Source organism: Massilia sp. IC2-477 (genome assembly GCF_020707265.1).
Taxonomy (GTDB): domain Bacteria; phylum Pseudomonadota; class Gammaproteobacteria; order Burkholderiales; family Burkholderiaceae_D; genus Telluria.
Window position 1 is genome coordinate 12703 of sequence record NZ_JAJFEQ010000001.1, and the last position, 14607, is coordinate 27309.

A 14607-nucleotide genomic window follows, 5' to 3' on the forward strand; every position below is an offset into this window, starting at 1 on the left:
AGGATGGAAGCAATCAGGATGCTGCAGATCTCGACGTATTTGTTCGCCCTTACCGCCCTCGGTGGCATCGTGATGGGCTGGATCCGGTTTTCGAGCGGCAGGAATCCGCCCTCATCGTTCGCCATGGGCCACGGTTTCCTGGCGGCTGCCGGCGTGACCTTGCTTGCGTATGCGATCTTTGCGCTGGATGCACCGGGCACGGCGCTCCTGTCGCTGCTGCTGTTCCTGGGCGCCTCGATCGGTGGCGTGGTCCTGAACCTGCACTATCACCTGAAAGAGCAGCCGATGCCAAAGGCGATCGTGGTGGTGCACGCGGTCGTCGCGGTCATCGCTTTCGTTCTGCTGTACATGGCGGCATTCACGGGCGACGCGGCCGGCGTTTGAATCCGGGAGCCGGCTGCCGGCGACGCGCATGCGCGGGCGGCGCTATACTCGTGCTTTCGTCCACGCGCCTGCATTTCGCCGTTCTCCGTGAACATGCCCATGTATTCCCCATCCGTCCGTGAAGTCCTGCCATGAGCTTCATTTTTCAGCTCGTTCGTGAAGACGAGGGCATGCCGCCCGCCGTCGTCTTCGAAGATTCCACCACGCCCGGCCTGGTCCCGGTCTGGGAAGCCGTCGGCGTCTACGACGCCCTGTACAACAGCGACGGCAAGCTGGCGCGCGACGTCTCGCGCGCCATCGCCTACGGGCTCGACCGCGTCACCGAAGATGGCTCGCTGGTGCCGCTCATGCCGCCGGGCGTGTCGCAAGCGGAAGCGATCCGTTTCCTGGACAACGTCAACCGCGGCTGCACCACCCATGGCGCGGCCTGGATCCAGACCCGCTAATTCCACTGTTTTCTTGCGCTGGTAGTCGAGTTACATCTTTTTGTCTTACTATGTGGTGCTCAGCCGTATAGAGGGTAGTTTTCCTACGGTGAGCCCCATAAAGACAAGGAGACTCCATGCACGTCCACCGCTTTGCCCTCACGATTGCGGCATCCTGCCTGCTGGCCCTGCCGGCATGGGCCCAGCAGCTCATCGCCAGTGCGGCATCGCCCGGCAATGTCCTTAGCGTGGAAGTGCAGCTCGACGGCATGGGCAAGCTCGCCTACGGCGTCAAACGCCAGGGCAAGGACATCATCGCCCCGTCGCGCCTCGGCTTCAACCTGGCCAATGCGCACAAGCTCGATGGCGGCTTCAGCCTGCGCAAGCAAGTCGTGAGCGAGCATGACAGCACCTGGGAGCAGCCCTGGGGCGAGCGAAAGTATGTACGCAACCGTTATCGCGAGCTGCGCGTCGACCTGGAGCAGAAGAACCGCGCCGGACGCCAGCTCACGGTGGTGTTCCGCATCTACGACGACGGCGTCGGCTTCCGTTATGAATTCCCGGCGCAGAAGCAGCTGCCCAACGTCGAGATCCTGGATGAGTTGACCGAATTTACTGTGGCCCAGCCGGCCACCGCCTGGTGGATCCCGGCCGGCGAACTGCCGGGTCTTGAAGAAGAGATCCGCAAGGCGCCGCTCAAGGAAATCGGCATCGCCAACACGCCGCTCACCCTGCGCCTGGACGACGGCACCCACATCGCCTTCCATGAAGCGGCGCTGGTCGACTACGCCACCATGTGGCTGCGCAAGGTCGACGGCCAGAAGCTGCGCGCCATGCTGGCGCCGTCGCCGAGCGGCCCGGCGGTGGTGCGCAAGGGCGCCTTCAGCACACCGTGGCGCACCATGCAGATAGCAAGCAATGCGGCCGGCCTGTACATGTCGGACCTGGTGCTCAACTTGAACGAACCGAACAAGCTGGGCGACGTGTCCTGGGTGAAGCCTTCGAAGTTCGTCGGCGTCTGGTGGCAGATGCACCTGAACAGCGGCACCTGGAACGCCGGCCCCAAGCATGCGGCCAATACCGCCAACACGAAAAAATACATCGACTTCGCGGCGCAGAACGGTTTCCGCGGCGTGCTGGTCGAGGGCTGGAACAAGGGCTGGGAAAGCGACTGGGGCCACGGCGGCGCCGATTTCAGCTTTACGCAGCCGTATCCCGATTTTGACCTGCCTGGCCTGGCTTCTTACGCCAGATCGAAGGGCGTGCGCCTGATCGGCCACCACGAGACCGGGGCCAATATCGTCGCTTATGAAAAGCAGATGGACGGCGCCTACCGGCTGTACGCGAAGCTGGGCGTGGACAGCATCAAGTCGGGCTATGTGCACGAGGCGGGAACGGCGCTGTTCACCGGCCGCGACGGCAAGCCGCGCTACGGCCACTACGATTCGCAGGAAGGCGTGAACCACTTCCTGAAAGCCGTCACCGAGGCCGCGAAATACAAGCTCTCGATCGACACGCACGAACCGGTGAAGGACACCGGTCTGCGCCGCACCTACCCGAACTGGCTCACGCGCGAAGGCGCGCGCGGCGTCGAATACAACGCCTGGGGCAATCCGCCCAACAGCGTGGACCACGAGGCCAAGCTGGTGTTCACCCGCATGCTGAGCGGGCCGATGGATTACACCCCGGGTGTCCTGAGCCTGGTGGGCGCGGACGGCAAGACCTTCAATTCGACCCAGGCCAAGCAGCTGGCCAATTACGTCGTCATCTATTCGCCGATCCAGATGGCGGCCGACCTGCCGGAGAACTATGCGAAGTACCCGGCCGCCTTCAAGTTCATCCGCGACGTGCCGACCGACTGGCTTGAGACCCGCGTGATCAACGGCGAGGTAGGGAACTACGTGACCATCGCACGCAAGGACCGTGCGAGCCAGGACTGGTACGTGGGCGCGGTCACCGACGCCCAGGCGCGTACGCTGGCGCTGCCGCTCGACTTCCTCGAGCAGGGCAGGCGCTATACCGCGGAAATCTACCGCGACGGCGACGCGGCCGACTACCGTACCGAGCGCCGCTTCGACCTGGTGGTCGAGAAGAAAACCGTCACGGCGGCCGATACGCTGCAGTTGCGGCTTGCGCCGGGCGGCGGCCAGGCGATCCGCCTGACGCCCCAGCCGTAGGGTGGTCGGCTCCGCCGACCGCGCGTTCAACTCCGGTTCGCATCACGACTGCGGCAGAGCTGCTTGAACGCGCGGTCGGACAAGCCGACCACCCTACGTTCCAAAGACGTTCAGAGGGCCAGCAGCTTCTCGATGTCGCCCGCAATCTCGTCTGGCGCCGTCTGCGGCGCGTAGCGCTTGGCCACTTCGCCGTCGCGCGCGACGAGGAACTTGGTGAAGTTCCATTTGATCGCTTCCGTGCCCAGCACCCCCGGTTTCTCGCCCTTCAGGTGCTTGAACAGAGGGTGTGCGCCTTCGCCATTGACATCGACCTTGGCGAACATCGGGAAGCTCACGCCATAATTCTTCTCGCAGAAGGCGCCGATCTCGGCTTCCGTTCCCGGTTCCTGCTTGCCGAACTGGTTGCAGGGGAAGCCCAGCACCACCAGCCCGCGCTCGCCGTACTGGCGGTACAGCTCTTCCAGTCCCTTGTACTGCGGTGTGAAGCCGCAGGCGCTGGCGGTGTTCACGATCAGGAGCACCTTGCCGCGGTAGGCCGCCAGGTCGACCGGTTTGCCGTCAAGCGCGCTTGCCTGGAAATCAAAGACGTTCATGCCGAACTTTCATGGTGGATTGATGTGAAAAGTATACGCCAAGCCTGCCGATGTCGCCGCGCTGCGACGCTATCGGCGGGATGGTGGAAATGTGTGTAGTTTCGTCCTGGGCGCTCTGATAATCTTGAACGCTCCCCTACTGTCCAGCACGGCCCGACCCTGCCCGCCATGTCCACACATCTCGCCAGTTCCGCCGCCGTCGACACCTTCGGACCTTACATCATGCAGGCGCCGCGCGACGGCAGCCCGGCTGACGGCAGCTTCGTCATCCGCTTCAACGAGGCGGTGCAGTTCGGGACCGGCACCCTGATCCTGCGCACCCAGGGCGGCACGGTACGGACCGAGGTGCTCGCCAGCAGCCCGTATGTCACCCTGTCCGGCGACACCCTGACCTACAAGCCGCCACAGGCGCTGCAGTACGGGACCAGTTACAGCATTGAATTCAGCAGTACCGCCATCAGGGACCTGGCCGGTAATTTCTACGTGCAGGGCTATCCCTCGCCTGCCAGCTTCCGCACCGGCCTGAGTCCCACCGCCATCCAGTTCAATGGCACCGACGGGGCGGACATGGTCCACGGCAGCGAGCTCGCCGACACCCTGTCCGGAGGCGGCGGCGCCGACACCCTGTACGGCTATGGCGGCGACGATGCGCTGAACGGCGGCGACGAGCCGGACGACAGCGACGGCGACATGCTCAGTGGCGGCGAGGGCAACGACACCCTGAGCGGCGGCGCCGGGCGCGACCGCCTCAGCGGCGGCGGCGGCAACGACAAACTGTACGGCGGCAGTGGCGACGACGTCATGTTCGGCGATGGGGGCGACGACGTGCTGGAAGGCGGCGACGGCCGCGACACGCTCACCGACTCCGGCCCGGGCGTCAACCGCCTGCTGGGCGGCGCCGGCGATGATTTCCTGACCTTCGAAAACCAGGCTACCGGCCTGCTGGACGGCGGCGCCGGCGACGACCGCCTGACCAGCGCAGGCGGCACGCTGATCGGCGGCGGCGGCAATGACCAGTTCACCATCTACGGCGCGCTGGGCGAGGCCGCCGCCACCAGCGCCGATGGCGGCGACGGCGACGACCGCTTCCTGCTGCACATGGACGGGAGCGGACAGCTCCTGGTCACCGGCGGCGCCGGCGCCGACGTCTACACGCTGGCCCGCATGTACAACGAGTCGCAGCAGCGCTATGCAACGGTGCTCGATTTCACCTCGGCTGACCGGATCGACATCACCGAACTGATGCCCTTCAGCGGTAATCCGTTCCAGACCGGCGTCGCACGGCTGGCTGCGGCCGACGGCGGCACGCTGCTGCAGGTGAAACTGAGCGCGACCAGTGCGACCTGGATCACCGTGCTGGAGCTCAAGGGCGTCCAGCCCGCGCAGCTGGGCGCCGCCAACTTCGTCGGCGCCTTCGATCCGCAGGGCGGCACTGTCGGCATCACCATCCAGGGCGGCGCCGGCGACGACATGCTGCAGGGAACGACCCTCGACGACAAACTGTACGGCAACGGCGGCAACGACCACATCGACGGCGGCGCAGGCCAGGACCTGCTCGAGGGCGGCGCGGGCGACGACCGCCTGGTCGACCGCGACGGCGACAACCGCCTGCTGGGAGGCGAGGGCAACGATGTCCTGGAGGCCGGCTCCTCCGGCACCAACCTGCTCGAAGGCGGCGACGGCAACGATACGCTGTTCGGCGGCAGCGGCAACGACACCCTGGCGGGCGGCGCCGGCAACGACCGCTTCTATGTGGACTGGCGGACCTGGCACCCGGCGCATGCGGTGAGCATCGCCGGCGGCGATGGCGACGACCGCATCGAGTTTTCCGGGTACGCCGATCCGCAGCGCATGGTGACCCTGAGCGCCAGCGGCGGCAGCGGGGCGGACGAATTCGTCATCCGCACCGTCCAGCCGGGCCTGACCATCACCGACTTCGGCAGCGGCGACCGGCTCAACCTGCTGGAGCTGCTGCCGTCGAACGTGTCGGGCAATCCCTTCGGCGCCCTCGGCTACCTGTCGGCGCGCGAGCAGGGCGGCAATACCCTCATCTATCTCGACCGCGACGGCGCGGCCGGCAACAGCTTCGGCTTCACGCTGGCGTTCACCCTGGCCGGCGTGGCCCCCGCCGCCCTGGGCGCGGCCAGTTTCACCGGTGGTTTCGGCACGGATGGCTCGAACCGCGGCATGGTCCTGACCGGGACCGCCGGCGCCGATACGCTCATCGGCGCCATGCTGGACGACACCATCAGCGGCGGCCCCGGCTCCGACCTGCTGCAGGGCGGTGCCGGCCGCGACACGATCGACGGCGGCGACGAGAGCGGGGCCGGAGACCAGATCGATGGCGGCCTCGGAGACGATCTGCTGCACGGGAACGGCGGCGCCGATCTGCTGCGTGGCAGTGCGGGCGACGATACCTTGTACGGCGACGCCGGCAACGACACCCTGGACGGCGGCAGCGACAACGACAGGCTGTTCGGCGGCGATGGCAACGATGTGATCGAAGACTACTACGGCGTCAACCTGCTGGAGGGCGGCGCCGGCAATGACCGTATCCGCGGCGGCAACGACAACCAGTCTGCGAGCGGCACGGTGATCGACGGCGGCGAGGGCGACGACACGATAGAGGCCGGCGTCACGGCCGACAGGGTGGCGGGCGGCGCTGGCGACGACACGATCCGGCTCGAACTCGGTGCGATCAGGAAGTTCGACACCGCGATGCAGGTAGATGGCGGCGCCGGCAACGACCTGATCACGGTCGTCGGCAGCCACTTCAGCTCACGCGCCGCGACGCTCGCCACCGGCGCCGGCAGCGACCGCATCGTGTTCCAGGGTTCGGCGCTGCCGGTGCTGACCATTACCGACTTCCAGGCCGGCGCCGGCGGCGACTGGGTCGACGTCTTTTCGCTGGTGCCCTCGACCACCACCGGCAATCCGTTCGCACCGGGCGGCGGCCTGCGCCTGGTGCAGGACGGCAGCCGCGTGATGCTCCAGCACGACGGCGACGGCGCAGGCCCGCAGGCCTTCGAGACGCGCATCGTGTTCGAGGGATCCAGCCTGGCTGCGTTCAGCGGGGCCAATTTCGCTGAGGGCGCGCGCCCGGACGGCAGCACGGGCGGCCTGGAGCTGCTCGGCACGGGCGGCAGGGACCAGCTGACCGGCAAGCGCCTGGACGATACGATCCGTGGCGGCGACGGGGACGACGAGCTCTTTGGCGCCACCGGCAACGACAGCCTGTACGGCGACGCCGGCAAGGACTGGCTCGACGGCGCCGATGGGAACGACAGCCTGTTCGGCGGCGCCGGAGACGACACCCTGCTCGACGGCAGCGGCGACAACACCCTCGACGGCGGTGACGGCGACGACCTGCTGTCGGCCTACGGCGCCGGCGTCAACGTGCTGCGCGGCGGCGCCGGCAACGACCGCCTGTCGCTGGCCGACCGCGGCACGCTGGAAGGCGGCAGCGGCAACGACATCCTCAATGGAGGAAAAGGCAATGACCTGCTGTCCGGCGGCGAGGGGATCGACACGGTCTCGCTGTCGGGCAAGCGCGCCGACTACGGCCTTGTGCGTGCGGGCGACGGCTACCAGCTCGCCGACCGCCGCGCCGGGGGCGGGTCCGACGGCACCGATACCCTGAGCGGCATCGAACGGCTCGATTTCGACGACGTCGACCTGGCGCTGGACATCGATGGCGCCGCCGGCCAGGCCTATCGCCTGTACCGGGCGGCCTTCGACCGCCCGGCCGACCTCCCCGGCCTCGGTTACTGGATCGGCGTGATCGACCGCGGCGCATCCTCGCAGGCCATCGCCGCGGGCTTCGCATCGTCCGACGAATTCAAGACCCTGTACGGGACGGCGCCGTCGAACGCCGACCTGGTCGGACGGCTGTACCAGAACGTCCTCCACCGCGCGCCCGAGCAGGCCGGATTCGACTACTGGGTCAAGCTGCTCGATACCGGGGTGCTCGGCCTGCGCGACGTGCTGGTGTACTTCAGCGAGAGCACCGAGAACCGCGACGCCGTGGCAAGCCTGATTGCGGACGGCATCCCCTACCAGCCCTACGGCTGACGATCGGGCGCGCGGCGCGTGTATGCATATGCATGCACGTTTCGCGCAAGACCATGCTTGTTATCTTTTGTTACAAACATTAAGAACTTGGCATGAGAGAATCGCGGTCGCCCTTACTGCCGAGCTTCTTTCATGTCTACCCACCACCAAGTCGTCCATCTCCGCCATCCCCGCCGCCGCCTGATCGCGCATCTCGTCGCGGGCACGCTGCTGGTCCCGCTCGCCGCAGGCGCGCAACAGGCGCCCACCGCGCCGGAACAGCCAAAGCAGCCGGCCGGTGCGCCCGTGCAGGCACAAGCACCGGCGCAGGGACAGGCGCAGGCCCCGGCCCAGGCGCCGGCCGTCGAAGCCACTGTGACGGTCACCGCCACCAAAACCCAGAACCGCATCGACCGCCAGACCTATGACGTCAAGGCCGATCCGGCAACCTCGAACGACAGCGTGGCTGATACCCTGAACAAGGTGCCGGCGGTTGCCGTCGACGCCGACGGCAACGTCACGCTGCGCGGCCGCCAGAACGTGCAGATCCTGGTGGACGGCAAGCCGTCGGCGATGATGCAGGGCGAGAACCGCGCTGCTGCGATCGCCGCGCTGCCGGCGGCCGATCTGGACTCGGTGGAAGTCATCAATAATCCGGGCGCGCAGTTCGGCAACGAAGGTGGCGGCGGTCCGATCATCAACCTGGTGATGCGGCGTGAGCGCAGCCCGGGTGGCTTCGCGGTCCTGAACGGCAACGTTGGTACTGAAGGGCGCTACAACACCTCCGGCTTCGGCAGCTACACGAGCGGCCGCTACAGCGTGCAGGGCGCCGTGTTCCGCCGCCAGGACAAGCGCGAGAGCAGCGGCGAGACCCGGCGCGAGCGCATTGACCCGGTCACCGGCGCGATCTCGCCGTCCAGCCAGGTGACGGAAGGCGTCAACCGCATGGAGGCCACTGGCTTCAACGCCGGCATGACCTATAACTGGGGCGAGAAGGACGTGGTCGGCGCCACCGCGAGCTTCTCGCAGAACGAGAACGAGAACGAATCCTCGCAGCGCTACCGCAGCACCACTGCCGCCGGCATCATCGACAACGAATACCTGCGCCGAGGCCTGAACGAATCGAAGAACCGCAACTACAGCCTGGGCGGACGCCTCGACCACAAGGGCGACGCCCCGGGCGAGATCTTCAAGCTGGACCTGCGCCTCTCCGGCACCGACGGTGATACCGCCTCACGCTACGGCAACACCTATACCGTGCGACCGCCCAGCGCCGGCGCGCCCGACAGCCGCCAGGCCTACCTGACCGACACCCGCATCGCCGACTTCACCGGCGACTACGAGCTGCCGGGTGCGCACGGCGTATTCAAGATGGGCTACAAGGTGGCGCGCAACAGCAGCACCTTCGACAACGCCTACTTCGACATCAACGGCAGTACCGGCGCCGAGAGTGTGAATCGCAACCGCACCAACCGCTTCGAACTCGACGACACCACCTACGCGCTGTACGGCAGCTACCAGTGGCGCGTCAACGAAAAGTGGGGCGTGCTGGGTGGCCTGCGCGCCGAATATGCGGACCTGGACATGAACCAGGTCACCACCGGCCAGCGGGTCAGCAATCACTACTTCGACGCGATCCCGAGCGCCTTCGTCACCTATGGCCTGTCGGACGACACCACGCTGCGCCTCAGCTATGCGCACCGTATCCGCCGTCCGGGCGCGGGCGAACTGAACCCCTTCGTGATCTATCGCGACGAGCTGAACATCTCCTCGGGTAACCCGAACCTGCAGCCGACCAATACCGACTCGCTGGAGCTGGGCGTCGAGACCAAGCTGGGCAAGGTCGACACCAACGTGCGCCTGTACGCGCGCCGCGACTCCGACCTGATCCAGGAGCGTCGCTTCGTGCTGGCCAACGACGTGCTCCTGACCACGCGCGAGAACGCCGGCAGCGCCCGTTCCGGCGGTATCGAGTTCAACTTCAGCGGCCGCGCCACCGAGAAGCTGATGATCAACGTGAACGGCAACGTCGGCTACGCCGAACAGGACGTGCTGGGCAGCGTGAACGCCGACAAGCGCAGCGCCACCTCGATCAGTGGCCGCGCGCGCATCGCTTACCAGATGGACCGCGCCAACAGCTTCGCCCTGATGCTCAACGCACAAGGCAAGACCCTGTTCGGCGAAGGCTACCGCCAGCCGGTGCGCACCGCGGACTTCAACTACCGCCGCACGCTGACCCCGGCGCTGAGCCTGGTCGTCAACATCAACGACCTGTTCGATTCGCAGAAGACCGAGACCATCACTGAGACCGACCGCCTGCGCGAGTACAGCGTGCGCCGCGGCAGCGGCCGCATGGCCTATGTCGGCTTGTCCTACCGCTTTGGCAGCTTCGGTAACGCCGGCGGCAATCGCCGTCCGATGTTCATGGGGCCGGGCGGTCCTGGCGGTCCAGGTGGTCCGGGCGCCGGCGGCCCGGTGTTCATCGGCCCCGGCCGCTAAGGCCGTACAAAAAAGGGTGGCCCCGAGAGGCCACCCTTTTTCATTGTGCCGTACTGCGCTGGAAGGTCGGCTGGAAAGTCACCTTTGGCGGGGTACACTGCTCGACCGGCTTCGGCTTGGTCCCGTCATTCCTGCGTTCGTAGCATTCGTCGAATACCGAGCAGTAGCAGGCGGACAGGTCGATGTGCTTCATCGCCTCGTGCAGGCCGTCGAACTGGACGCTCGGTGTATTCGGCTCGACCCATGACATCATGACCAGCGATGCTCCCGGCCGGATCAGCGCGTTCGACACGTTGCCACGCGTGTGGAGGCCATTGCCCTTCGCGTCCTTGCTGCAGCAGGCCTCAACCAGCGCCTGCATGTCGCGCATCGGCTTGTCCTTGTACGTCAGTTCCACCCATTCCACGCGGGCAGGGCCGATGCCTTCGTTGAGCAGCTCGTATTCGAACTTGCGCCGGATCTCGGATTCGGCGCCGTTCTGCGGGATCACGTGGGTCGAGCGCCCGATTTCGAGGTAGGGATAACTGTTCGACGCCACCAGCTGCTCCATCGAGTGCGCCGAGTGCAGGCCCAGCCAGAGCGACACCAGCGAGACGACGCCGGCGGCGACGCCGAGGGTGATGTCGAGCCAGCGCAGGCCGGTGCCGTGGGGATGGTGGTGGTGATGGCTTTCGTGTTCCAAAGGCTGCTCCGAAGCGTGGTCAAAAGTTAAATTCTAGCAACTCAGACCGGCGGGCAGTGAAAGCGGAAAAAAGAATGCGGCCGGCATAGCGGCCGCACTGGCCGCGTGCAGGACGCACGCGGCGGAGGGGGATGACGGGCGGCTTAGAAGGTTTCCCATTCCTCGTCGCGCACCTCGGCCGTCGGAGCCGCCTTGCGCGCTGCCGGACGCGCTGCCGGACGCACGGCGGGCGCGACCAGGCGGGTGGCGACGCTGGCGCGCGGCGCCGGGGCGGCCACGCTGCGCGCCTGTGCCTGCGCGTCGAGCTTGAACACCGACACCAGCTGGGACAGCTTGCCGGCCTGATCCTGCAGCGATTCGGCCGCCGCTGCGGCTTCTTCCACCAGCGAAGCGTTCTGCTGGGTCACCTGGTCCATCTGGCTGATCGCCATGTTGATTTGCTCGATGCCCGAAGTCTGCTCCACGCTGGCCGAGCTGATCTCGCCCATGATGTCCGTAACGCGGCGTACGCTGTCGACGATCTCGTCCATCGTAGCGCCGGCCTGGTCGACCAGTTTGGCGCCGACATCGACCTTGCTCACCGAATCGTCGATCAGGACCTTGATTTCCTTGGCCGCCGCGGCCGAGCGCTGCGCCAGGGTGCGCACTTCCGACGCTACCACTGCGAAGCCGCGGCCCTGTTCGCCGGCGCGCGCCGCTTCCACCGCCGCGTTCAGCGCCAGGATGTTGGTCTGGAAGGCGATGCCGTCGATGACGCCGATGATGTCGACGATCTTCTTCGACGAGTCGTTGATCGAGGCCATGGTATCGACCACCTGCGAGACCACCATGCCGCCGCGCCCGGCCACTTCCGAAGCGGTGGCGGCCAGACCGTTGGCCTGGCGCGCATTGTCGGCGTTCTGCTGGACGGTCGAGGTCAGTTCTTCCATCGAGGACGCGGTTTCTTCCAGCGAGCTGGCCTGCTCTTCGGTGCGCGAAGACAGGTCGAGGTTGCCGGTGGCGATCTGGCTCGAGGCCGAGGCGATGGCGTCGGTGCCATGGCGCACTTCGCCGACGATCTGTGCCAAGCTGTCGCGCATGCGCTTCATGGCGAACAGCATGCTCGACTTGTCGCCATCGCGCAGTGCGACCTCGACTGTGAGGTCGCCGCCGGCGATGCGGCTTGCGATGTCGCCGGCATAAGCTGGTTCGCCGCCCAGCTGGCGGGTCAGGCTGCGCGTGATCAGGACGCCCAGGCCGACACCGACCGCCGCGCTGCCCAGCACCAGCAGCAGCATCATGGTGCGGCTCGACTGGTACAGCGAGGCGGCGTCCTCGGCGGCAGCGACGGCATTCTGCTCCTTGAGTTTGCTGAGCTCGGTCATGCGGTTGTCGGCCGCGTTGGCCGCCGGCGCCACGGTGCCGAACAGGTAGTCGATCGAGGCCCGGCTTTCCTGCAGAGCGTCGGTCTTGACCAGGGCCACGGCCTGCGCAACGCGCGCCTGGTACTCGTTCACGTCGGCTTCCACCTGGGCGAACAGGCGCTTGCCGTTTTCGGAGTAGAACAGTGGGCGCGCCTTGTCGAGGTTGGACTTGAGCAGGCCGCTGTCCGCTTCCAGCTTGGCCAGTGCCGTCTGGCGCTGCTGGTCGGACGAGGCCAGCATCACGTTGCGCAGCGTGCGGCCGACGTAGATCAGGTTGATGTTGGCTTCCTTGGCGTAGGAGATGCCGAGCAGCTCCTTTTCGTACAGCGCCTTGGTGCGCTCGTTCATCTTCGACATGTTGAAGATGCCGATGGCGGCCACGATGGCGCCGAGCAGGGTCAGGACCAGGAAGCCTGCGATCAGTCGGGTACCGACTTTCATTCGATTAAACATGTTGTTTCCGTAAATATAATTGTTATGCGGCGAGGCCTTCGACCAGGCCGAGTTCTTCCGACGACAGCAGGCGCTCGATGTCGAGCAGGATCAGCATGCGTTCGTCAATGGTGCCGAGGCCGAGCAGGAAGTCGGTCTCGAAAGCGCTGCCCATCTGCGGCGCCGGACGGATGTCGTCGGAGCCGAGACGGACCACGTCGGAGACGCCGTCGACCATCATGCCGATCACCCGGTTGGCGATATTCAGGACGATGACGACATCGGCTGCGCCCTTGGCCGGGACCGGCATGCCGAAGCGCATGCGCAGATCGATGATTGGAACGATCACGCCGCGCAGGTTGACGACACCCTTCACGAATTCCGGGGCATTGGCGATCCGGGTAACCGGATCCTGGCCACGGATTTCCTGCACTTTCAGGATGTCGACACCGTACTCTTCCTGGCCGAGCGTGAATGCCAGGGCTTCAAGGGTCGTTTCTTTAATGGTCATGTGTCGATTGGGTAGCGAGCCGGCGAATGACGGCACTCGACGCAACGATATCAATGACGATAATTAGTTCCAAGTAGAAACATTTGTGACCACGTGTCACTATTGTGAACGTATTTGGTGCATTTTTATTCCAAAATGGTGCAATTCACCCTGATCTTCTCGTAAATATGCCGATGTAAGTGGTCGGGCCAATTTAGGTTTTCTTTGAATCTGTTACAAACCTACAACAGTCATTGTCAGATTGTCGGGCACGGTGCCGCAAAACGAACGGGGCGCCGTGGCGCCCCGTTCGCGGTCTGGCAAGGCCAGGATCAGACGATGCCGAGGTGGTCCATCCCGGCCGAGAAATCGCGGTTCTTGGCGTGTTTGGAATTGAGCTTGATGTTCAGGCGCAGGTCGTTCACGGAATCGGCATTGCGTAGCGCATCTTCGTAGCTGATCTTGTCCGCCTCGTACAGGTCGAACAGGGCCTGGTCGAAGGTCTGCATGCCCAGCTCGCGCGACTTCTTCATGATCTCCTTGATCTCGTGGACATCGCCCTTGAAGATCAGGTCGGAGATGAGCGGGGAGTTCAACAGGATCTCCATCGCCACCACGCGACCCTTGGCTTCCTTCTTCGGGACCAGACGCTGCGAGATCAGGCCCTTCATGTTGAGCGACAGGTCCATCAGGAGCTGCTGGCGACGCTCTTCGGGGAAGAAGTTGATGATGCGGTCCAAGGCCTGGTTGGAACTGTTGGCGTGCAGGGTAGCCAGGCACAGGTGGCCGGTTTCCGCGAACGCGATCGCATGCTCCATGGTCTCGCGGTCGCGGATCTCGCCGATCTGGATCACGTCCGGCGCCTGGCGCAGCGAATTCTTCAGCGCTGCCTCGAAGCTGTCGGTGTCCACGCCCACTTCGCGCTGGGTGATCACGCAGTTGCGGTGCGGGTGCACGAACTCCACCGGGTCCTCAATCGTGATGATGTGGCCGTAGCTGTTCTCGTTGCGGTAGCCGACCATGGCCGCCAGCGTGGTCGATTTACCGGAGCCGGTGGCGCCGACCATGATGACCAGGCCGCGCTTGGTCATGATCACGTCCTTCAGCACTTCCGGCAGGTCGAGGTCTTCGAATTTCGGGATGGTGGTGGTGATCACGCGCAGCACCATGCCGACGCAGCCCATCTGCATGAAGGCCGAGACGCGGAAGCGTCCCAGGTCGCCCGGGCTGATCGCGAAGTTCGATTCCTTGGTCAGCTCGAAGCCGGCGGCCTGCTTGTCGTTCATGATGGCGCGCGCCAGGTCGGCCGTGTGGCTGCCGGTCAGGGCCTGGCTCGACACCGGCGTCATCTTGCCGTCGATCTTGATCGCTGGCGGGAAGCCGGCCGTGATGAACAGGTCCGACCCGCCCTTGCTGGTCATCAGGCGCAGCAGGTCGAACATGAATTTGGATGCCTGGTCGCGTTCCATGCC

General features: G+C 65.6%; 10 protein-coding genes. 5 read left to right on the forward strand and 5 right to left on the reverse strand.

The genetic code is table 11. The features are described from left to right. Positions 1 to 3: 3 nt before the first annotated feature. The 3 genes from LK542_RS00070 to LK542_RS00080 all read left to right on the forward strand — a co-directional run bounded on the left by LK542_RS00070 (position 4) and on the right by LK542_RS00080 (position 2986). Positions 4 to 384: a hypothetical protein gene (locus tag LK542_RS00070; protein WP_227799960.1), complete on the forward strand. Its 381-nt coding sequence runs from the start codon at positions 4 to 6 to the stop codon at positions 382 to 384. Between the two features lie 131 nt (positions 385 to 515). Continuing rightward, on the forward strand, positions 516 to 830 hold the full coding sequence (locus tag LK542_RS00075; RefSeq protein WP_227810337.1) for a hypothetical protein: 315 nt from the start codon (positions 516 to 518) through the stop codon (positions 828 to 830). Positions 831 to 946: 116 nt separating this feature from the next. Next, positions 947 to 2986, forward strand: coding sequence for a glycoside hydrolase family 97 protein (locus tag LK542_RS00080; RefSeq protein WP_227810338.1), 2040 nt, complete (start codon positions 947 to 949; stop codon positions 2984 to 2986). Between the two features lie 110 nt (positions 2987 to 3096). Here the strand turns inward: LK542_RS00080 and LK542_RS00085 are convergent, their stop codons facing one another. Further along, on the reverse strand, positions 3097 to 3579 hold the full coding sequence (locus LK542_RS00085; protein ID WP_227810339.1) for a glutathione peroxidase: 483 nt from the start codon (positions 3577 to 3579) through the stop codon (positions 3097 to 3099). Positions 3580 to 3747: 168 nt separating this feature from the next. Between LK542_RS00085 and LK542_RS00090 the strand changes: the two genes are divergently transcribed. Further along, positions 3748 to 7650, forward strand: a complete 3903-nt coding sequence (locus LK542_RS00090) for a DUF4214 domain-containing protein (protein WP_227810340.1) — start codon at positions 3748 to 3750, stop codon at positions 7648 to 7650. Positions 7651 to 7782: 132 nt separating this feature from the next. Further along, the gene (locus tag LK542_RS00095; protein ID WP_227810341.1) at positions 7783 to 10128 is read left to right on the forward strand and encodes an outer membrane beta-barrel family protein; all 2346 of its coding nucleotides are present in this window, start codon (positions 7783 to 7785) and stop codon (positions 10126 to 10128) included. A gap of 40 nt (positions 10129 to 10168) precedes the next feature. Here the strand turns inward: LK542_RS00095 and LK542_RS00100 are convergent, their stop codons facing one another. From LK542_RS00100 to LK542_RS00120, 4 genes are all read right to left on the reverse strand, one after another. After that, complete coding sequence (locus LK542_RS00100; RefSeq protein ID WP_227810342.1) at positions 10169 to 10810, reverse strand: hypothetical protein; 642 nt, start codon at positions 10808 to 10810, stop codon at positions 10169 to 10171. A 143-nt stretch (positions 10811 to 10953) separates the two neighbouring features. After that, complete coding sequence (locus LK542_RS24865; protein WP_307728848.1) at positions 10954 to 12666, reverse strand: methyl-accepting chemotaxis protein; 1713 nt, start codon at positions 12664 to 12666, stop codon at positions 10954 to 10956. Between the two features lie 22 nt (positions 12667 to 12688). Next, a complete protein-coding gene (locus LK542_RS00115) occupies positions 12689 to 13156 on the reverse strand; it encodes a chemotaxis protein CheW (RefSeq protein ID WP_227810343.1) in 468 nt (155 codons plus the stop codon). 311 nt (positions 13157 to 13467) lie between these two features. Continuing rightward, positions 13468 to 14604 carry a PilT/PilU family type 4a pilus ATPase gene (locus LK542_RS00120; RefSeq protein WP_227799968.1) on the reverse strand — a complete coding sequence of 379 codons (1137 nt, stop codon included), beginning with the start codon at positions 14602 to 14604 and terminating at the stop codon, positions 13468 to 13470. Positions 14605 to 14607: the final 3 nt, after the last annotated feature.